Annotated in this window: 20 protein-coding genes and 1 pseudogene; 12 read left to right on the top strand and 9 right to left on the bottom strand. The window is 37.6% G+C overall.

From position 1 onward, the window contains the following. Window positions 1-74: 74 nt before the first annotated feature. Window positions 75-1,043, top strand: a complete 969-nt coding sequence (hag, locus tag MHH68_RS05960) for a flagellin Hag (RefSeq protein WP_058014260.1) — start codon at window positions 75-77, stop codon at window positions 1,041-1,043. A 656-nt stretch (window positions 1,044-1,699) separates the two neighbouring features. Here hag and MHH68_RS05965 read toward each other — a convergent pair. The 3 genes from MHH68_RS05965 to MHH68_RS05975 form a co-directional block, all read right to left on the bottom strand. After that, window positions 1,700-2,095 carry a hypothetical protein gene (locus MHH68_RS05965; protein WP_061407382.1) on the bottom strand — a complete coding sequence of 132 codons (396 nt, stop codon included), beginning with the start codon at window positions 2,093-2,095 and terminating at the stop codon, window positions 1,700-1,702. Window positions 2,096-2,553: 458 nt separating this feature from the next. Further along, on the bottom strand, window positions 2,554-3,777 hold the full coding sequence (locus tag MHH68_RS05970) for an MFS transporter (RefSeq protein WP_268498073.1): 1,224 nt from the start codon (window positions 3,775-3,777) through the stop codon (window positions 2,554-2,556). 87 nt (window positions 3,778-3,864) lie between these two features. Beyond that, window positions 3,865-4,662: a dihydrodipicolinate synthase family protein gene (locus MHH68_RS05975; RefSeq protein ID WP_061407387.1), complete on the bottom strand. Its 798-nt coding sequence runs from the start codon at window positions 4,660-4,662 to the stop codon at window positions 3,865-3,867. A 285-nt stretch (window positions 4,663-4,947) separates the two neighbouring features. On the opposite strand from MHH68_RS05975, the gene MHH68_RS05980 reads away from it, so the two are divergent. The 6 genes from MHH68_RS05980 (at window position 4,948) to MHH68_RS06005 (ending at window position 10,025) form a co-directional block, all read left to right on the top strand. Further along, window positions 4,948-5,862 carry a LysR family transcriptional regulator gene (locus MHH68_RS05980; protein WP_061407390.1) on the top strand — a complete coding sequence of 305 codons (915 nt, stop codon included), beginning with the start codon at window positions 4,948-4,950 and terminating at the stop codon, window positions 5,860-5,862. 115 nt (window positions 5,863-5,977) lie between these two features. Further along, complete coding sequence (locus MHH68_RS05985; RefSeq protein WP_061407393.1) at window positions 5,978-6,808, top strand: sialate O-acetylesterase; 831 nt, start codon at window positions 5,978-5,980, stop codon at window positions 6,806-6,808. A 127-nt stretch (window positions 6,809-6,935) separates the two neighbouring features. After that, window positions 6,936-7,598 (top strand): type A chloramphenicol O-acetyltransferase, encoded by a 663-nt coding sequence (gene catA / locus MHH68_RS05990; protein WP_339165536.1) that lies wholly within the window; start codon window positions 6,936-6,938, stop codon window positions 7,596-7,598. 205 nt (window positions 7,599-7,803) lie between these two features. Beyond that, a complete protein-coding gene (locus tag MHH68_RS05995; protein ID WP_061407399.1) occupies window positions 7,804-8,922 on the top strand; it encodes a Rap family tetratricopeptide repeat protein in 1,119 nt (372 codons plus the stop codon). After that, entirely contained in the window at window positions 8,912-9,085 is a 174-nt protein-coding gene (locus tag MHH68_RS06000; RefSeq protein WP_012009624.1) for a hypothetical protein, read from the top strand. Before MHH68_RS05995 ends, MHH68_RS06000 begins: the two co-directional genes overlap by 11 nt. Before the next feature lie 109 nt (window positions 9,086-9,194). Then, complete coding sequence (locus MHH68_RS06005) at window positions 9,195-10,025, top strand: SMI1/KNR4 family protein (protein WP_061407402.1); 831 nt, start codon at window positions 9,195-9,197, stop codon at window positions 10,023-10,025. A 41-nt stretch (window positions 10,026-10,066) separates the two neighbouring features. Here MHH68_RS06005 and MHH68_RS06010 read toward each other — a convergent pair whose 3' ends face one another. Further along, window positions 10,067-10,315, bottom strand: coding sequence for a DUF2651 family protein (locus tag MHH68_RS06010; protein ID WP_058014254.1), 249 nt, complete (start codon window positions 10,313-10,315; stop codon window positions 10,067-10,069). Between the two features lie 541 nt (window positions 10,316-10,856). On the opposite strand from MHH68_RS06010, the gene MHH68_RS06015 reads away from it, so the two are divergent. Then, window positions 10,857-11,753 (top strand): macrolide 2'-phosphotransferase, encoded by an 897-nt coding sequence (locus tag MHH68_RS06015; RefSeq protein ID WP_058014252.1) that lies wholly within the window; start codon window positions 10,857-10,859, stop codon window positions 11,751-11,753. Window positions 11,754-11,797: 44 nt separating this feature from the next. Here the strand turns inward: MHH68_RS06015 and MHH68_RS06020 are convergent, their stop codons facing one another. The 4 genes and pseudogenes from MHH68_RS06020 to MHH68_RS06035 all read right to left on the bottom strand — a co-directional run bounded on the left by MHH68_RS06020 (window position 11,798) and on the right by MHH68_RS06035 (window position 14,968). Then, on the bottom strand, window positions 11,798-12,673 hold the full coding sequence (locus tag MHH68_RS06020; RefSeq protein ID WP_268498071.1) for a LysR family transcriptional regulator: 876 nt from the start codon (window positions 12,671-12,673) through the stop codon (window positions 11,798-11,800). Between the two features lie 23 nt (window positions 12,674-12,696). Further along, on the bottom strand, window positions 12,697-13,395 hold the full coding sequence (locus MHH68_RS06025) for an amino acid racemase (protein WP_268498070.1): 699 nt from the start codon (window positions 13,393-13,395) through the stop codon (window positions 12,697-12,699). A gap of 112 nt (window positions 13,396-13,507) precedes the next feature. Further along, window positions 13,508-14,062, bottom strand: a pseudogene (locus tag MHH68_RS06030) (GNAT family protein). A gap of 9 nt (window positions 14,063-14,071) precedes the next feature. Then, on the bottom strand, window positions 14,072-14,968 hold the full coding sequence (locus MHH68_RS06035) for a LysR family transcriptional regulator (protein WP_339165540.1): 897 nt from the start codon (window positions 14,966-14,968) through the stop codon (window positions 14,072-14,074). A gap of 127 nt (window positions 14,969-15,095) precedes the next feature. Here MHH68_RS06035 and MHH68_RS06040 point away from each other — a divergent pair, with 127 nt between their 5' ends. After that, a complete protein-coding gene (locus tag MHH68_RS06040) occupies window positions 15,096-16,250 on the top strand; it encodes an MFS transporter (protein WP_339165542.1) in 1,155 nt (384 codons plus the stop codon). Window positions 16,251-16,367: 117 nt separating this feature from the next. Here MHH68_RS06040 and lpdA read toward each other — a convergent pair whose 3' ends face one another. Next, on the bottom strand, window positions 16,368-17,762 hold the full coding sequence (gene lpdA, locus MHH68_RS06045) for a dihydrolipoyl dehydrogenase (RefSeq protein WP_339165544.1): 1,395 nt from the start codon (window positions 17,760-17,762) through the stop codon (window positions 16,368-16,370). Between the two features lie 186 nt (window positions 17,763-17,948). Here lpdA and MHH68_RS06050 point away from each other — a divergent pair, with 186 nt between their 5' ends. From MHH68_RS06050 to MHH68_RS06060, 3 genes are all read left to right on the top strand, one after another. Further along, window positions 17,949-18,518: a TetR/AcrR family transcriptional regulator gene (locus MHH68_RS06050; protein WP_339165546.1), complete on the top strand. Its 570-nt coding sequence runs from the start codon at window positions 17,949-17,951 to the stop codon at window positions 18,516-18,518. 31 nt (window positions 18,519-18,549) lie between these two features. Further along, window positions 18,550-18,975: a GNAT family N-acetyltransferase gene (locus MHH68_RS06055; RefSeq protein ID WP_339165548.1), complete on the top strand. Its 426-nt coding sequence runs from the start codon at window positions 18,550-18,552 to the stop codon at window positions 18,973-18,975. Window positions 18,976-19,144: 169 nt separating this feature from the next. Then, window positions 19,145-19,666 carry a ClbS/DfsB family four-helix bundle protein gene (locus tag MHH68_RS06060; protein ID WP_339165550.1) on the top strand — a complete coding sequence of 174 codons (522 nt, stop codon included), beginning with the start codon at window positions 19,145-19,147 and terminating at the stop codon, window positions 19,664-19,666. Window positions 19,667-19,732 lie beyond the last annotated feature (66 nt).

Here is a 19,732-nt window from a genome sequence, read left to right on the forward strand (position 1 = left end):
ATTCTAAGGAAGAGCTTCTCATCTAAATGGACTTTACAGATAAGCTCTAAAAAATTACACGGAGGTAATAAGAAATGAGAATTAACCACAATATCGCAGCACTTAACACTTTAAACCGTCTGTCTGCAAACAACGGTGCGAGCCAAAAGAACATGGAGAAGCTTTCTTCTGGTCTTAAAATCAACCGTGCAGGAGATGACGCAGCAGGTCTTGCAATCTCTGAGAAAATGCGTGGCCAAATCCGCGGATTAGAAATGGCATCTAAAAACGCACAGGACGGTATCTCTCTTATCCAAACAGCTGAGGGTGCATTGACTGAAACTCACTCAATCCTTCAACGTGTTCGTGAACTAGTCGTTCAAGCTGGAAATACTGGTACACAGGATAAAGAGTCTGATCTTCAATCTATTCAAGATGAGATTAAAGCTCTACAAGAAGAAGTAGACGGTATCTCAAACCGTACAGAGTTTAACGGTAAGAAATTATTAGATGGTACGTTTAAAGCTGGAACGCCGGGAACTCCAGCAATTCCGGGAGATCCAGATGATCCAGATGATGCAGGTACACCTGCAGTCCCAGCAACTGGTAATGATTTGGTGTTCCAAATTGGTGCTAACGCAACTCAACAAATTTCAGTTCATATTGAAAAAATGAGCACAGATGCATTAGGAGTTAAAGACGCTGATGGAATTGTTGCAAATCAATCTTTGAAAGACATCGATGTTAGAAAATTTGCTGATAATGCAGCTGATGCTACTGATGTTGGTTTTGATACTCAACTAAGTATTGTTGATGCAGCTATTAACCAAGTATCTGCTCAACGTGGAAAACTTGGTGCAGTACAAAACCGTCTAGAGCACACTATTAACAACTTGGGGGCATCTGCTGAAAACTTAACTGCTGCTGAGTCTCGTATTCGCGATGTCGACATGGCAAAAGAAATGAGTGAGTTCACTAAGAACAACATTCTTTCTCAAGCTTCTCAAGCTATGCTTGCACAAGCGAATCAACAGCCACAAAACGTACTTCAACTATTACGTTAATATACCCAAAGTCCCTTTCTAAAGGGGCTTTTTTGTTTGTCTATATTCGGTTCAATGTTTCATTTTATTGATCGTTCTAAAAGACGTTTCAACGCCAATGAATACGACAAAGAATATTACTATCCAACTGACCAAATCTAGCCAAAGATTTGACGTGTTAATCACGTCGAACTTACTTAATCCCGATTGAATTACAAATGAGATTAAAGCAGTTATAAACATAGACAGAAACCAATTTGTTTTTCTCAATTAAACTATTCCTTTCAAAAATTAAAGGAATTTTCCATTGTAGGAAGGGGATTTTTTTGCTTGTTGATTAAGTAACATCGAACAAGTAAACTTTCTAACATATTGTTAAATATCTATCTAAAGCATTTGCATCAATAAAAAACATACATAACAAGGATTTATGTAGAAGCCATTTTGGGCTCTAAAATTGGAGGGGGTGTTTTTAACTCTGGCCATGCCGAAGCGTAATTGTAGGTGCTGGAGCTAATGGAGCGCTATGGAGGACAAAAAAACTATAAATAATAAATACCTCGCTAAAAGACACCCTTACTTTTGTTAGGGTGTTTTTACACTTATTATATCTAAAAAGCGTATGGAATTTGTATCACAACGCCTTTTGAGTCACCTAATAAATGGACCAGTAATGTTTAAATCCTATATGATTTTATTTCCTTTATCTTTCCAGACTTTGCAGCACTACTAAAAATATATACATCACAGAAATCAATTTTTAAACCATTCGCTAATAACATTACACCGTTAATTGAAGCAAATTTTCCGTGTGTTATGACTTGGTAAATTTCAAGGTTGCCAACGATTTCTCTGTCCTCTTTGTACAAAGTGGAGATTAAGGCATTTCGCCCTTCAAGCTTTGTATTACCCTTTAACTGATACCAGATAATAGATTCAACCGCATATTCCTTAATAACTTCAGTTTGCTGCGTTAATATAGCTACTGTAAAATCAATGACTATTTGTTTCCTGGGAGCATTGTCACATCCTGTTGGAACGATAAGCTTCAATTCATTGGGGGAACTGTCCACTAATGTAAACCTCCTAAAAATTCGTTTTATAAAAGTTTCTTGTGATGTAATCTGGATCGCTTGTTAAAGTTCAAAAAGGCATTTTTAAACTGATATTGAATTATATCATAAAGAATTTATATTTCATTTCCCGAAGATGGGAGAGATTAATTTAGAAAAAAATTTTTATTTTGCAACTTTCAGTTTTCTTCAGAAGTGCACATTTTTTATTAGAAAGGCCCATCGTACCTTATTAAATCAGTCTTTTTAAGAGAACATCTGGTAGCTTCGGATAAGGTCTTTCACCTTGACAGGGGAGAGGTCGCTGGTTCGAGTCCAGTCGGAATAAACGTTGAAACCCGTGCTAAGCAAGGTTTTTTTTCGACAACAGATATTTGTTTTTATTTTTTTTGAAAAGGGACGAATTGGGAAATCTTTACGATTAAAGTATCATAAAGATTCTTAATGAATGTTACCATTTATGTAGCAGAAGTAACATATACGTTCTTACCAGAATTCACACCAGTAATTAAAATAATGACTGAAATGAAGATTAGCATGAACAGGGGAACAGTCCATTGATAAGTAATGTCATGTAACCAGCCGAATAAAATAGGCCCTAAAGCTGCTAATAGATAACCTAAAGACTGTGCCATACCAGATAATTCTGCTGCTTCTTGTGTATTTTTGGTGCGTAAACTAAAAAACATCATGGCTAAGCTAAAGGCCATTCCAATGCCAATCCCAATCATTATCATCCACAGGGGTATAAGGAATGACACGCCAAATAAAAAGCCCATTAAGCCAACAACAAGCAAGAGAAATGAAATCCATACTAATATCTGTTGTTTGCTAAAACGTCCAGCTAAAATAGGTACAATAAATGTAACAGGAAGCATTGAAAGTTGCATCAATGATAGCATCCATCCACTTTCATTAGCATTTAACCCTTTAGTTTCAAGAATTTCAGGTATCCATGAAATGACTGTGAAAAATACGAAGGACTGAGTCCCCATAAACAATGTAACATTCCACGCTAGCTTAGAACGCCAAAGGCTGATAGGTCTTTTCTTATTCTCTTTTCGAAAAAAATCCAAAGATTCTTGGTTGTTCCTTAGTTTTGGTACCCAAAATATCATGGTAAGAAGAGTTAAGATTCCCCAGCACCCCAGGGAGCCTGACCATCCGAAACCTAATGATGAAGAAATGGGGGCGCTAATCCCTGAACCAATAGCGCCAAATAAATTCATAGAAACAGCATATAGGCCAGTCATCGAACCTAATTTGGTTGCAAAATGATGTTTAATGAAGCTAGGTAATAAAACATTACAAATCGCGATTGAAGAACCGATTATAATGGTTCCTATAAATAACGTGTCCACTCTACCAAAAGAACGTATTCCAATTCCAACTAATAATAATGTTATCGACATAAACAGTATGAATTCCATGCTGAAACGGCGAGTGATCTTGGGGGCAAAAGGAGAAAACAATGCGAATGTGAGTAAAATGGCTGTAGGGATTGTACCAGCTAATGTGTTAGAGATACCAAGATGATCACGAATGGAAGATAATACTGGACCGACTGATGTAATTGGGGCCCTAAGATTTGCTGCAATTAGAATAACACCAACAACAGTTAATATCTTTTTATTTGTCTGCATACTCGATCTTTTCTTTTGCTCCGTTTGTGGAATACTCATGGCAGCTATAGACCCCTCCAAATTTTTTATAACGAATTGGGGCAAGCTGGATTAAATGATTCGAACCTGCTTGCAATGAATTAATAATTATCGAATGGGAGAACGACACCTACCTACCTTTATGCCTAAAGCATTGTAATGGTTTTTAATATTGACAATCGCGTGTCCACGTGTCACCTCATCGATTAATTGATTTATTTTTTGAAGATTCACAGGCTTATTTGCAACTAAGTCACTAAAAAATGTTTGAATCTCTTTTGGATAAACATTTCCTACCATACTAGAAAGCCCGTTACATCCGTTTAATATTTTTTCAGTAAGGTTTACGTCCCCTCCAGCGAACATGATAAAGTCATCTGGTAAAGTTGTATTTTTCAGGCGTCTTACATCACTCTCTTCTTTCATCCCAACCAAATGAGAGTGTTTTTGATTCATAAGAGTGTGAAATGAGTCAGCACTCAATTCAAACCCTGTGCGCAAAGGATTATTATAAAGAACAACATGTTTTGTGGTTTGCTCTAACAATTCATTCATGTAAGACATCGCTTGTTCCTGAGTTGGTCGGATATAAGGAGGAAATTGAATGAGAATCGAGTCGAAAACTGAATCATCGAGACTTTCAATCAATTTTAATGCATTTTTTGTCGTTGTAGCTGATACACCAAACATTAGTTCAACATGTTTAAAGTCTTGCTGATTAAAAAAATCAATAATTTGTATCCTTTCTTCAATACTCATTGAGTTTTGTTCACCTGTAGTTGCAGATACGAGTAGTGAATCAATACCATTTTCAGCTAAATATTCAACGATTGGTTTAAATCCATCCAAGTACAGACTTTCATCTTCATGAAAGGGGGTTGGGATTGCGACATTTAAATTCTTCATTTTTTAACCTCCAACATTAAAATTTTTATCATTTATAAAAAATGTTACTTGTTCTCGTTATATCGACTGACCTCCTTTACACGGTTTGAAGGATTCCTTTGTGCATGTAAATCTAGCCTTCATGTAATAGTCTAAGACACTTATTTTTATAGAACAATTCAATTATTTATATAATAACTATAGTTTGTACCTATGGTTTTATTTGTATAATAATGTATATTAGATGTTGATATTTAAAAATCATAAAGTTGGTACTTGTGAAAATTTCTAATTAGGAGTCGAAGAATGGAATTAAAACAATTAGAGTATTTTTATGCAATGTGTCAAGAACTGCATTTTACAAAAGCTGCAGAAAAGGTTGGAATATCTCAACCATCTTTAAGCCAGCAAATCAAACTTTTAGAGCATGAAATTGGAACACCTTTGTTTGACCGTATTGGTAAGAAAACGACTCTTACTGAATCAGGAAAACTCCTATTAAAATATACTCGCAATATTTTTCACGAAATTGAACAAGCAAAAATATCGATCAATGAATTGAATGGACTTCAAAGAGGATCGATCTCAATTGGGACATTACTAACAGTCGAGAACTATCTTATTCCACCGGCACTATTTAAATTTCATCAGCAATACCCAGCTGTTAAAATTTCTGTACTAGGTCTGCGTACTGGGGATATTCAAAAACACTTAATAGAAAATAGAGTGGACTTAGGAATTGTCTTTTTACCAATGGAAGGGGATGAATTTGAAACAATCTCTTTATACATGGAAGATATGGCTTTTGCAGTACCTGTTAAACATCCCCTTGCACAAAGTGAAAAGTTGGGGTTAGAAGTATTAGAAGAAACCGCTTCAATTTTGTTTCCTGAGCAATTTTATATCAGACAGTTAATCAACAAAAGTTGTAAAGATATTGGTTTTCTACCCGACCCTATTTTTGAAGTAACAACTATGCAGTCATTAATTAATATGGTGGTAGATGGCATAGGGATAACGGTCTTACCAACTCCTTATCTTGAATATCTAAACGAACCTCGATTAAAGATTATTCCTATAAATAATGCTAATCTTATTAGAAGTGTAGGGATCGTTTATAGGAAAGACAAACACCTAGGAGCGGCCATTCACATTTTCATTGATATATTAAAAGAGATTGCTTTTGGTTTGAATTATGTTTATGAGTCGAGAAAGAAGTAATAGATTTTAAGGGAATTTCAAGAGATGATTGAAATTCTAGAAATCACAGCGCAAGGGTAAACTGATAACGTTCAGGTAGATATATATTTGATAAAATATTTAGAGGGGGAAAGGTATGAAGTCATTTTTACTAATTGGACAATCTAATATGGCGGGTCGAGGCTTTAAGCATGAAGTGCCGCCAATTTATAATGAAAGAATCATGATGCTGCGAAATGGAAGATGGCAGATGATGACTGAACCTATTCATTTTGATAGGCCGGTCGCTGGTGTAGGACTGGCCGCTTCCTTCGCGGAGACTTGGTGTAAGGATCATGAGGGAGAAAAAATTGGTCTTATTCCATGTGCTGAAGGTGGCAGTTCCATTGATGAGTGGTCACGAGATGGGGCATTATTTCGTCATGCAATAAATGAAGCTAAATTTGCAAAGGAAGATAGCGAATTGGCCGGGATATTATGGCATCAAGGAGAAAGTGACAGCCAAGATGGGAAATACAAAGAATACGATGAAAAAATACGAAGATTATTTCATGAACTAAGAACTGAATTATCTGTCCCTAACATTCCGCTTTTGATAGGAGGTTTGGGCGATTTCTTGGGAAAGGCAGCATTTGGCGCAGGGTGTGTGGAATATCAACGTATTAATGAGGAACTACAAAAATATGCACAACATCATGAAAATTGTTATTATGTTACTGCGAAAGGCCTTATATCTAATCCGGACGGAATTCACATCAATGCGATGTCCCAAAGAATATTTGGTATAAGATACTATGAAGCATTTCGAAGAACACAACATATACATGAACCATTACCAAATGAACATGAGCTAGTGAATGAATGTCATAATAGAATGAATACCTCAGCGGAGAAAACATATATAGCACTAGAAAAATTCACGTTGGGCAAGATGACTTACGAAGAGTTGCTGCAGGCTTTATCGTAAGCAAAGCTCATGGTAGACTTTGAATAGACAGAAACATGACATATCTTTTGAAAGGATGATTGTGGTGGTGAAAACAGATAAAGTTTCCTCCTGAATACAGTAAATCAAATTCAGGAGGAGATAAAAAATGTTTCAACAAATAGACGAAAATTACCCGCGAAAAGAGCACTTTCATCATTATATGACATTAACCCGATGCTCATATAGCTTGGTGGTCAATCTAGACATCACGAAATTACATGCAATATTAAAAGAAAAAAAGCTAAAAGTATATCCTGTGCAAATTTATTTGTTAGCAAGAGCTGTGCAAAAAATTCCTGAGTTTCGGATGGATCAAGTGAACGATGAGCTTGGTTACTGGGAGATTCTCCATCCTAGTTATACAATTCTAAATAAAGAAACAAAGACGTTTTCAAGTATTTGGACGCCTTATGATGAAAACTTTGCTCAGTTTTATAAAAGCTGTGTAGCCGACATTGAAACATATAGCAAAAGCAGCAGCCTATTTCCGAAACCTCATATGCCAGAAAACATGTTCAATATTTCAAGTCTACCGTGGATAGATTTTACTTCTTTTAACCTTACTGTATCTACAGATGAAGCTTATTTACTGCCAATATTTACGATAGGCAAATTTAAGGTGGAAGAAGGAAAAATCATTTTGCCCGTTGCCATACAAGTACATCATGCTGTTTGTGATGGCTATCACGTGGGTCAATATGTGGAATATTTGAGGTGGCTTCTTGAACATTGTGAAGTGTGGTTAAATGATTCATTGCATATTACCTGAAGACAAAAGGTGTTCTCATGGAAATCTAGAAGATGAAGGCAGACTGAAATGAGTCTGCCTTTTTGTTTTGTGATGATCATGAATTGTGTCAAAGGTTTATTGATGTAACAATCGTTCTTTTTGCGGTTTCTTTTCGGTGCTTTGTAAATTACTGTATGTGATAATAAATGTCATATAAGGGATTTTGGTGGAAGGGGAATAAGGGATGGAGAAAGTTCTTTCTTCACATGTAGGTGTGAAAATAAATGAATGGTATAAAATGATTCGGCAATTCAGCGTTCCAGATGCAGAGATTTTGAAAGCTGAGGTAGAACAAGAAATTGAACGGATGGAAGAAGATCAAGATTTACTCATTTATTATCAACTGATGTGCTTTCGACATCAGCTTATGCTTGATTATATCAAGCCTTCAGAAAAAAGATCACCTTCTGTTTCTGATTTGGTTGATAAAATTGAGAATTCTAATCATCAACTTTCCGGTATGTTGCAATATTACAATGCCTTTTTTAGAGGAATGCATGAATTTAGTAAGAAAGAATACATACAGGCCATTCAATATTACAAGATCGCTGAGAGGCAGCTAGCATTGGTTGTCGATGATATTGAGCAAGCGGAGTTTCATTTCAAGGTGGCTGAGGCCTACTATATTATGAAGCAAACGCATGTGTCTATGCATCACATCATAAAGGCACTAGATATTTATAAAGAACATGAACAGTATAGAGTTCGTCAAATTCAAAGTCTAATTGTCATAGCAGGAAATTATGATGATTTCATGAGATATGAAAAGTCGTTGCAACATTTAAAGACTGCTTATTCAATTGCTGTGGGCGCAAACGATCAACGTTTAGTAGCAAAAACATTATTAAATATTGGTAATACATATGATAGGCAATCAAAGTATACAGAGGCAATAAAGCATTATAAAGAAGTGTTAGATGTCATTTCTTCGGAAAAAAGTGACATAAAGCCAATCACTCTATTTAGTTTGTGTTGGTCGCTGTACAAGTCTAATCAAACTGATGAAGCGGATCTGCTCGTTGAAGATGGACTTATATATTCCTCAAAGGTAAATGATTCGCTAAGTGTCTTGTTATTTAAAGCATTAAAAGCTATTTATATGGATACTGATGAACAAGCTTTGAAAGAAGTGTTTGATATTTTTGAAGAAAAGAAACTACATGTCTATGTGGAAGCATTTGCTCAAAGTGTCGGGTTATTTTATGAAAAAAAAGGGGACTTTGAAAAAGCTACCGAATATTATAGAAAGGCTCTTAAGGCTCAAAATGATATTCAAAAAGGAGAGTGTCTGTATGATTATTAAAAAATTACTAATCATTTTATCCATTGTATTGTTAAGTGTTTCAACAGCAGAAACTTTAAAAATCATTGAAACAAAATCAATTCGGAATACAACAATGGAGGAACAAAAATCAAATCGAAACACGACTATGATTGATCGAAATACAACCTCTGAAAACGTATAGACAAGATTAAAACAGACTTTAAGAGTCTGTTTTTTTATGAAGTAGAATGAGCAAATGAACAGTTGGTCAATGTTATACTTATCTCAATAGATACGAGGAGGCACCCACTTTGAAATCATTCTGGGAGAAAGAGGAAGAGAGTCCTTTTACGTTAAAAAAGATAGATGAGGAACAAATTCATGAAGCAGAGGGTACACTTGGAGTCATTTTACCTGATACATACAAAAAGCTCATTTTAGAATGGAATGGCGGGTTTACAGTTCGTAATGCTTTTCCAACCGAACAGCCGAATTCATGGGCTGAGGATCATGTTCAATTTGACCATTTAAGAGGAATCGCCAAAGATGATGGCAACATGAATAGTCTTCGGTTAAGTAATGAATTGGATCTGCCTGAGGGACTTGTGATCATCAGCGGAGAAGAAGATACATGGATCGCCATGGATTATCGAGAAACGAAGGAACATCCTTCTATTCACTATTTTGATTTAGAGCTGGAAGTAGATTTTAAGCTGGCAGAAACTTTCGATGATTTTATTGAGAAGTTATATACAGCTGAAGATGCGATGGTCGAAGTAGTAGAGATTAAGGAGGAAGATTCTGATTTATATGTCAGTAAAGAAGAGCTTGAACACATATTTGAGAGGCAGGACCTTCGTCAGCAGAATCTATTCAAAATGGCACATTATCCGATGGAAGAAACAGAAGAGATCGAATGGTTTTTCAATCGTATGAAACTATGCATCCAACAGATAAACGATCAACATGTTTTGTATGAAACAGCCACAACGATTCACTCCATCCTTCTGTTAAACCCGGATATGCCAAGAAATAACCGTATCAATCAAGAGCTGCAAGAAATGGCTGAGTTTTTAGAAAAGAGTGGAGATCCTAATACCGCTTTTTTGGGAGAAGACATTTATCCAGTGGAAAAACGATAGTGAAAGAAGAAAAGCCCCTGTAAAGGGCTTTTTAAATGTATTTAAGACCTCTTTTTATTTAAAATTTTCATGATGAATAACGCTAAATATGAAGCAATGATTGAGCCTAAAGTGTAGACAACTACCCAGCCTAAGAAAGAGACATTAAAAAGTGTAAATGTCAGGATGAGTAAAATGATAAAGCTCACAACTGGCATGAAATAAATCTTTTGTACAATCAATGTGACGATAAAAGAAGCGATGATCATACTGACTGGAAGCAAGCCGAATGCGAATTCTAAATGAGTCATACCAATTCTCCCTTTAAATGACTTAGCTACATTTGAGTTTCATAAATTATTAGACAAAAGAATTAATAACCATATCATAACATGAATAAACACAATTATCATTTTATGTAATTTAATGAAATATATGGTTGTTTTAAATCCTTTATTTTGTCATCTTATTGAAAGTCATATTTAAATAAAGTATAGTAACTTTATATGACAAAGAGGAGGATGGTTAAAGATGATGCATGCAGGAAGATTACGCCAACAAACTTTGAACAATTAGTAATTTCATATGTTCAAAGGCTCTGTTTTCATCAAAACGGAGTAAACGGGGTAGTCTGCACATTTTTAATGATCTTCAGCGGGAAAGTATGCAATTTCACTAGAAAAGAGGCAGTTAATCGTTCTGTCTTTTTTTTGTATGTTTTTTATGATGCAAAGAAAATTATAAGTCTAGCTTTGTTTACTCTGACCACAGAAAGTAGCCTGTTTGTGGGTTTTGTGATGATATTCTTGATGCCTATTGATCATGACTAAATGAGCAATTGGAGGAATGGATATGAATAGACTGGAATTAAAGCAGTTAGCCAAACATCACGGATTAGAGATTTTAGAGAATACCATCAAAATAAATGAATCAGGTGTGGATTTCCGTGTCGCACACGTCGAAGATATACATGGTGATCAATGGATATTAAGAATGCCTCGCAGACCTGAATCAATGAAACATACTTTACAAGAAAAAAAGACATTAGATCATATGAGTAAGCAGGTTTACTTTCAGGTCCCTAATTGGTCTATTTTTACAGAAAGTCTAATTGCTTATAAACAATTAGAGGGGATACCGGCGGCTAGTATTGATGTGGAACAGCAATCTTATGTGTGGAGTTTTGACCCAACGAATGTACCGCAAGCTTATTATGAATCATTAGGAAGCGTTCTAGCGAATATACATTCCTTAGATCAACAGCCTTTTAAAACGATCGGTGTGGAGATGCTCAGTGCTCATGAATTAAGAGAATCAATGAAACAGCGAATGGAACGTGTCAAATCGCAATACACCATTAACAGCGGTTTATGGGAGCGCTGGCAAGAATGGCTAGCAAAAGATTCTTTATGGCCGCCTTTCGTGGGGGTGAAGCATGGAGATTTACATCCTGGCCACATTCTGATTGATGAAAATCAATGTGTTAAGGGTGTGATTGATTGGTCTGAACTGGGGATTGGTGATGTATCTGCAGACTTTTTGTCACATCAACTTCTGTTTGGGAAAGAAGGATTAATAAAACTTATCCATGCGTATGAAAAAGCAGGCGGAAGAACTTGGCCGGGAATGGATGAACATATAATAGAACTTCTGACTACAAGTGCGATCACTGTGGCCGAGTACGCTCAGAGATCAGGATTAAAAGATATGCATGAAACTGCAGCGTATATGTTAGCAAACGAAAGCTAATCAATCAGAATGAATCCAAAAAAAGCCCCTAAAAAGGGCTTTTTTTAATCTAAATCATGAAAAAACTGTTTGAGTTGATCAATGAAAACGGATTTTGATTTTCCTTTTTTATAAATGAACTCGATATTGATGTTGAAATTGATGGATGGATCGATTGAAATTTGTTTTAAGGTACCTTGTTCTACCTCATTTCTCACACAATGATGAGGTAGAAACGATAGTCCCATTCCTTGCAGAACTAAGTTCTTTGCGGTTTCCATATGATCAACCTCAATGGAAATGTTCGGTGTGATGTTGTTTTTTTGAAATAATCGGTGAAGCATCAACCAATCAAATGACCCATAGTCAAAGAAAATAAAAGGCTGTTCTTCTAGTTCTTTCATATTGATATTGTCAAGGCTGGCAAGCGGGTGATGAGTTGGGACGAACAGCCCAATTGGATCGCTGAAAATTGGGAGCGATTCAATTTGAGGATGTGTTTCAGTTCTGACAATGCCAAAGTCTACATGGTTGTTAATCACTTTTTGGACAACATCCTTTGAATGTCCTGTTACAATTTTCACTTTCAGGTTTTCGTATTTTTCTTTTAGGGCGGGCAATATGTTAGGCAATAGATTATTGGAAATAGAGGATGCGCATCCAATTGTCAATTCATAAGGGATCATCGTTTGTTTGAGACTATGCTTTGCTTCTTGATAAGAATGGAGAATCTTTTTGGCATGCGGGTAAAACTGTTCACCTTTTTCCGTCAAAGATAATTTATTTCTCTGTCTATCAAATAATTTCAGGTCTAATTCCTTTTCTAACGATTGAATACGTGCCGAAACAGAAGGCTGGGTTAAATAGAGTGCTTCTGCAGCTTTATTGATACTGCCTAGCTGGCATACATAAATAAACGCTTCTATATTCTCAATATTCATGTTATCCCCTTATATGACGTTCTTTAAATGTTTAGCTTTTCAAGCTCATACACCAATTTTACAGCTTCTTTCGCCAAAATGACAGTAGGGTCAATCACTTTCACAGCTTTGGTTGGCCTTAGAACTAAAGGAATTTCTGTACAGCCGGCAATGATGGCTTCGGCTCCTTGGTTGATTAAAATTTCTGAAGCTAATGCCAGTTCACTTTCGCCTTTGCTCAATTTCCCTGCTTTCACTGCATATATCCCATTCATGACATTTTTCTGAAGCTCTTCACTTGGGATCATGACGTCAATCTTGTGATGAGCACAAGCTTTTTGGTAGAGCTTGGTTTTTAATGTGCCATCAGTACATAGTAAGCCCACAGACGTATAGTGATGTTTGTTTAGGTAATTTGCGGTTTCTAATGGCATATTCATGATAGGGATATGAGTGGATTGTTGTACGTTTTCTAAAAAGAAGTGAGCGGTATTGCATGCAATCAGAATAAAGTCCGCTCCTGCGCGTTCTAATCTTTTAGCTGATGCAATCATATATTCTGTAGGATCTTCGCCTTTCCCAAATATGGCATTGGTTCTATCAGGAATTTGGGGATAATTATCAGCAATCACATGAAGATGATCCTGATCTTTTATCGCTGGAGTATGTGAAATGATTTTTTTCATCAGATCAACCGTTGCTAAAGGACCCATCCCGCCCATGATTCCGATCGTTGTAGACATATACGCCACCACATTTCTTTTTTTTTATTATAAAAAAAGAAAGCATGCTGAGCGTTATAGAAAAGTTCTATATGTATATAGAAGGTTTATCAAGAGCGTCTTTTAATGCCGCTTAAGCGGCCCACTCCGATTGAAGAATCGCATATTGATATTCATCAACCCAATGTCCTTTTGACATATCATTTTGAAGCAAATGTCCTTCGCGTCTCATGTCTAAACGTTCCAGCACTCGAATGGATTTTTCATTGCGCACATCAGTATAGGCAATGATTTTATGCTTGTTCAGTGTAGTGAAAATATATTCGATCATTGAACTCAAGGCTTCGTGAATATAGCCTTTTCCTTGAAATTCAGGTGCGAGTGTAAATCCGATTTCGACGATTCTAGGCTCACTGTCAAGTGTATGAATGGCGCAATCTCCTATCAGTTGATTGGATTCAGAAAAGGCAATGGCGTATTGAAACCATGTCCCTGGTTGATTAGGTGTTTGCGTCATTTGTTGCTAAACAAATGATTCAGCTTGTTCATACGTATAGTTTTCCCAGGATTGATAGGTTGCAATAGAGGGGGTTGCTCGATACTGATAAAATGCCTCAATATCTTGTAGATCAAATTGACGAATTACTATCCGGTTTGTTCTTGTAAATACGCTGTTTGCATTCTTCATGTTTTATCCTCATTTTTCATTTGTTTTTGATTTAAAAAAGTCAATTAACCATTCAGATAGCTGCTGCTGTGCTTTACTGACAAATCGATCTGCATAATAAGTTAATTCTAAGTGACGAACAGGTGCCGGATCAGCAATAGGAATCGACACAATATTTGACCATGTCGCATGTTGTTGCAGCAATCCTCGCGGCTGAATGGTTGCACCGATGCCGGCTTCAACCAGCTGCAATAATGAAGATGCGGAACCAACTTCCATGACAGTGTCTAGTTCAACACCCTGTTCTTTACATACGTCATCTACTAAATCTCTTCCTAGATATCCCTTCGGATACATGACCAAAGCATGCTGCGTCAGCTCTTCCAATGTCACTTCACATTTTTGGGCTAGTTCACTTTCTGAATGAGCAAATAATTCGTAGGGCTCACTTCCAAGTGGAATTTGAATGAGCCGCTTATCCGCAGGCCCTCGCAGCCCAATGCCAAGATCCACTTTATGCGACAGTACTTCTTCACGAACGAAGATCGTTGAATATGCTTTCAAATTGGTTTCGGGATAATGTGTTTTAAATTCTACAAAAAGCGGAACAAGCTGAAAGTCAAGATCGGAGGGGAGAACGGCAAGTCGAACGTTTCCTCGTTTTTCAGATAATAGTTCTTTCATCGCATTTTTTGCATCTCTTTCAGCTTGAAGCATTTTCATCCCATATTGATAAAGAAGAGAACCCGCTTCGGTTGCAACGACTTTTTTGCCGATTCGATCAAAGAGTGGCATCCCAACTTCTGCTTCAAGCAGCCGAATCTGCTGGCTTAATGTAGGCTGTGATATCCCTAATTGCTCAGCAGCTTTTGTGAAATGTAAATGATCGAATACTGCCATGAAATATGTAATATGCCGAGTATCCATTTGTCATCCTTTCATTAATCATAGTTTTTTACTATCATCATAATACGAATTATTGTATTGATCAATGAATGCGGCGGATTTATACTCAAAGTAACTTCAACAAGTTGAGAGAGGAAGAAGTGCATTGATGAAAAAAATATTTTATTTAGCCGCTTTATTTTTAGCTGCATTAAACTTGCGCCCAATCATTACGTCCGTCGCTTCTATGATGAGTATGATCCAATCAGAGCTTGGTGTGAACGCACTGACAGCAAGTCTTTTAACCACTTTACCTGTCCTTTGTATGGGGGTATTTGCTCCCGTTGCGACGACACTCAGCCGGCGATTTGGTTTAGAGAGAACGCTTTTTTTCTCGATTCTTCTCATCACGATCGCTACAGCGCTGCGGGGTACAAGCCAATCGGTCGCTATCCTGCTCATGACTGCATTTGCAGGAGGGGTAGGGATTAGCTTCGCTGGTCCTTTATTGTCTAGTTTTATTAAAAAGTATTTCCTGAGAAATCCTGGTATCGTCAGTGTATATTCCATTTCGATGACAATAGGTGCAGCACTTGCTTCCGGCTTCACCATTCCGATTTACCTACGCAGTCACCATCTTCCGTTTGCATTGTCTTGCTGGGCTATTCTAGGGGTGATCGCGCTTATTCTCTGGGTAGGTATTGCTCGCAAAAATGAGCAGAGTGATTTTGTTACCTTGCCGCTAAAATTGCCGCTGCGAAACAAAAAGGCGATTCAATTTACCTTGTTTTTTGGCTTTATGTCCAGCATGTTTTATTCTTTGACGGCATGGATTTCACCGATTGCTCTTAGTTTCGGAAACAGTCCGCAATATGCTGCCATGCTGCTGACCATATTTACACTCATTCAGATTCCGGTGGCACTACTCGTTCCAGCGGTCGTTACTCGATTAGGAAAACCGAAATTATTTCTCATCTTATGCAGTCTGTCTGAGCTGATTGGTCTCATCTTTCTTCTTTTGCCAATGCCAATCTTGCCAGCTGTCATTTTCCTAGGTATGGGGGCAGGTGGATTATTTCCTTTAGCGCTCATGCTACCGATTATAGAGACGCGTACTCCAGAGGAAGCCGGAACTTGGTCCGCCATGTCGCAGATGGGCGGGTATATCATGGGAGGATTCGGTCCGTTTTTCATTGGCTTAGTTTTCGATCTAAGCGGACATTTTTATGCTTCTATTGTGGCAATGCTTGTCATCGTCATGCTGATGATTGGCGTTCAGTTATCTATGAATCTCGGTAAAAAGCGCGAAGTAGAATCCAATTAATGATCAATTGACCGACGTTTTAATATCAATACTCATTTGACATCGCCATAGCCTATTCCTAAATAAATAGGCTATGGCGATTATTTTGCTCAATTGTAGAAACTACACATTAAACAATTATCGTGATAGATATTTTTCAACTTTACGGGTGGCCATTTCTGCAGCTTCCATGATTATTTCACCTAATGTTGGATGAGGATGAATCGTCATTGTTAAATCTTCTACTGTAGCACCAACTTCAATAGAGAGAGAAAGTTCTGATATAAGAGTAGATGCTTCTGTACCTGCGATTTGTGCTCCTAAAATAAGGCCAGATTCGGCATGGGCTACAATCTTCACAAATCCTTCTGGTTCTTTTAGTGCCAGCGCTCGACCATTAATGGAGAACATTGATTTTCCAATGACAGTCGGAATGGATTGTTGCTTGCAATCTGTTTCGCTCAGTCCGACACTCGTCAATTCTGGGCTGGAAAACACAACAAGTGGGATTGCTTTATAATCTATCATCGAAGGTTTCCCAGCGATTGCTTCAGCTGCCACCTTCGCTTCATAGGAAGCTTTATGAGCCAGAGCAGGACCCTCGGTGATATCACCAATGGCATATATGTGCGGAATGGATGTTCTGCATTGTTCATCAATTTCAATCAGTCCGTGAGGGGTAATAGACACCCCGATAGAATCAAGACCTAATGTTCCATCTGTATTTGGTTTTCTTCCGACAGTAATCAGAGCATATTCCGCTTTCACCGTGTAGCTTTCTTTCTGTTTCTCATAATGAAGATCAATTCCGTTTATATGCTGCTTGGCATCTGTGACATTTGCTCCTGTAATCAGGGTGATGTTATCTTCTTTCAATTGTCGAACGACAGGTGAGACAAGTTCACTTTCAAAGCCAGGCAATACTTGATTGCCGCCTTCCAAAATGGTGACGTTTGCCCCGAATCTTGCAAACATCTGTCCAAGTTCAACCCCAATATAACCACCCCCAACTACGACAAGGCTTTTCGGAATTTTAGGAAGGGATAGTGCTTCAGTTGAAGACAATATACGATCCCCGAAAGGGAGTGATCTCATTTCAATTGGACGGGAACCAGTTGCTAGTATTAGGTGTTTGAAGTTGATTCGCTTTTCACCATTTTCTGCAAGTTGAATCACCGCTGTATGCTGATCGATTAAGCTTGCCTCGCCTTCCAGAATGGTAACTCCCGCTGACTTTAGCAAAAATTGGACGCCTCCAGCTTGTTTTTCCACAACAGCTTTTTTGAACGCTTGAGCTTCATTGAAAGAGCCGCCTTCTTGAAAACCACTCCATTGTGTGCGGAGTTTGAAACGCTCTGCTTCTGCTATCAGTGCTTTAGATGGGATACAGCCTACATGGGTACACACTCCACCTAATTGATCACGCTCTACAATCGCTGTTTTCATGCCGAGGTGAGCTGAACGTAATGCCGCCACGTAGCCTCCCGGACCTGATCCGATCACTAATGTATCTACTGTTTCTAAATGAATCATTTCTTGCACCTCCATCTTCAAAATATGATGATCATAATATATTATATCCATCATATTTTAATGAAGTCAATCCCATCTAAGTGAGGGAAGTTGGATTTCAGTCAATTGACACTCGAAAATATGATGATTATAATATTTTGATAAACACACTTAGCAAGAGTTAAAGTGAAGGAGGGGAGAAAGAAGATGCCTTATCCGAAAGGTCATAAGTCAAAAGTGAGAGAGCAAATCATTGCAAGTGCTGCACGAGCATTTCGAACAAATGGCGTTCGTAATATCAGTTTGCCATTCATTATGAAAGGGGCAGGCCTAACTCATGGAGGGTTTTACGCTCACTTTAAGAACAAGGATCAGTTGGTGATAGAGGCTTTTCATTTTGCTATTACTGATACGATAAAGCTGCTGCAAAGTGTTGCAAACAAGAAAGCAGATCAGCCTCGAATTCAGACGATCATTGAATTCTATTTAAGTTCCGTTCACCGTGATCAGACGGAGGTCGGCTGTATACTGCCTGCGCTTGCAGGGGAGATTTCTCAATTATCGCAAGAGGTACGGAAAGTTTATACTGATGAACTGAAACGATTTATGGCGTTTATAGCTGATGCTGGAAACATAGATCTCTCTAAGAGTTACGCACTAGTAAGCAGCATGATTGGTACAATTGCTCTTGCACGAGCTGTCAATGATTCGCAGTTCAGTGATCAATTGTTATTGGCAGGCAGAACACAGGCAAAACACATTCTAGAGGCGACATAACATTCAAATAAAAAACATAGGGGATGATGCGATGTTGATTAGAGAAGCAAGCATAGAAGATTATCCACAATTAAGACAAATCTATTTAGCATCCCGCCGTCAGAGCTTTCAATGGCTTAATACAGAAGAAATCAATCTGCAAGACTTTGATCAAGATACGCAGGAAGAGCAAATTTTCTTAGCTGAGAAAAACAACAAAATCCTTGGATTCATCTCGCTCTATGTACCAGATCGTTTTATTCATCTCTTGTTTGTGCATCCAAAAGCTGCTGGTCAAGGGGCTGGTGATTTGCTGCTCAAACATGCTATCAAAGTCCTCGGAACACCGGTCACCCTCAAATGTGTCTCTGACAATCACAAGGCTTTATCTTTTTATCAAAAAAGAGGCTGGAAGGCTGTTGTAGAAGAAGGGGAGCCTGGGGAGAGATACTGGGTGTTTGTTTATGATGGAACGTAAAGAGTGTCTTCTTTTTTCGCAGCCGCTCTTATAGCTTTACTTTATTGAGCTATTGCTTTTTCGCTCGATTAAGAATAATTTCAGTATCATGAGCTACAGTTACTTTTTTGTACTTTTGCAAGATATGTTCCGAGAAAAATTTGCACAAAAAAAACTAGAGGTGAGTCATATGACAAGCTATGAGTCAAAAGATGTTTTAAAGCAAGCAATCATGAAATCGTACAATCAATACGATGAAGAATTCGATATGATCCCAGAAGAAATGAAAGATGATCAAATAGAGGATGTAAGCCGAACTCCTGCAGAAAATTTGGCCTATCAAGTTGGCTGGACTACCCTGCTACTTCAATGGGAGCAAGACGAAACTGAAGGAAGGGTTGTCCATACGCCAGCAGAAGGTTATAAATGGAATCAGCTTGGCGCATTATATTCTCTTTTTAATGAGAAGTATGCTTGTCAATCACTTGTCGCATTAAGAGCTCAGCTCAAACAGAATGTTTTAACTATTTGTAATATGTTAGATCGTATGAGTGAAGATGAAGTGTTTGAACCTCATCAACGAAAATGGGCGGATGACGCTACAGCAAAGGCTGTCTGGCCAGTTTATAAATTTATTCATGTGAATACCGTTGCCCCTTTTAAAAATTTCCGTACTCAAATTCGTAAATGGAAACGATTAAAACAAGTATGACGTGAAGGATATACTAGATGTAGACCTGAATGTATCATTAGAGAGTACAGGAGGAGAGGTCTTCTT

The sequence above is a fragment of the Bacillus sp. FSL K6-2841 genome (genome assembly GCF_037976435.1).
Classification (GTDB): Bacteria; Bacillota; Bacilli; order Bacillales; family Bacillaceae; genus Bacillus; species Bacillus pumilus.

Coding starts and splice junctions, on each gene's coding strand:
- hag (WP_058014260.1), top strand. CDS start 75: ATGAGAATTAACCACAATATCGCAGCACTTAACACTTTAAACCGTCTG.
- MHH68_RS05970 (WP_268498073.1), bottom strand. CDS start 3,777: ATGAGTATTCCACAAACGGAGCAAAAGAAAAGATCGAGTATGCAGACA.
- MHH68_RS05975 (WP_061407387.1), bottom strand. CDS start 4,662: ATGAAGAATTTAAATGTCGCAATCCCAACCCCCTTTCATGAAGATGAA.
- MHH68_RS05980 (WP_061407390.1), top strand. CDS start 4,948: ATGGAATTAAAACAATTAGAGTATTTTTATGCAATGTGTCAAGAACTG.
- MHH68_RS05985 (WP_061407393.1), top strand. CDS start 5,978: ATGAAGTCATTTTTACTAATTGGACAATCTAATATGGCGGGTCGAGGC.
- catA (WP_339165536.1), top strand. CDS start 6,936: ATGTTTCAACAAATAGACGAAAATTACCCGCGAAAAGAGCACTTTCAT.
- MHH68_RS05995 (WP_061407399.1), top strand. CDS start 7,804: ATGGAGAAAGTTCTTTCTTCACATGTAGGTGTGAAAATAAATGAATGG.
- MHH68_RS06000 (WP_012009624.1), top strand. CDS start 8,912: ATGATTATTAAAAAATTACTAATCATTTTATCCATTGTATTGTTAAGT.
- MHH68_RS06010 (WP_058014254.1), bottom strand. CDS start 10,315: ATGACTCATTTAGAATTCGCATTCGGCTTGCTTCCAGTCAGTATGATC.
- MHH68_RS06015 (WP_058014252.1), top strand. CDS start 10,857: ATGAATAGACTGGAATTAAAGCAGTTAGCCAAACATCACGGATTAGAG.
- MHH68_RS06020 (WP_268498071.1), bottom strand. CDS start 12,673: ATGAATATTGAGAATATAGAAGCGTTTATTTATGTATGCCAGCTAGGC.
- MHH68_RS06025 (WP_268498070.1), bottom strand. CDS start 13,395: ATGTCTACAACGATCGGAATCATGGGCGGGATGGGTCCTTTAGCAACG.
- MHH68_RS06035 (WP_339165540.1), bottom strand. CDS start 14,968: ATGGATACTCGGCATATTACATATTTCATGGCAGTATTCGATCATTTA.
- MHH68_RS06040 (WP_339165542.1), top strand. CDS start 15,096: ATGAAAAAAATATTTTATTTAGCCGCTTTATTTTTAGCTGCATTAAAC.
- lpdA (WP_339165544.1), bottom strand. CDS start 17,762: ATGATTCATTTAGAAACAGTAGATACATTAGTGATCGGATCAGGTCCG.
- MHH68_RS06050 (WP_339165546.1), top strand. CDS start 17,949: ATGCCTTATCCGAAAGGTCATAAGTCAAAAGTGAGAGAGCAAATCATT.
- MHH68_RS06055 (WP_339165548.1), top strand. CDS start 18,550: ATGTTGATTAGAGAAGCAAGCATAGAAGATTATCCACAATTAAGACAA.
- MHH68_RS06060 (WP_339165550.1), top strand. CDS start 19,145: ATGACAAGCTATGAGTCAAAAGATGTTTTAAAGCAAGCAATCATGAAA.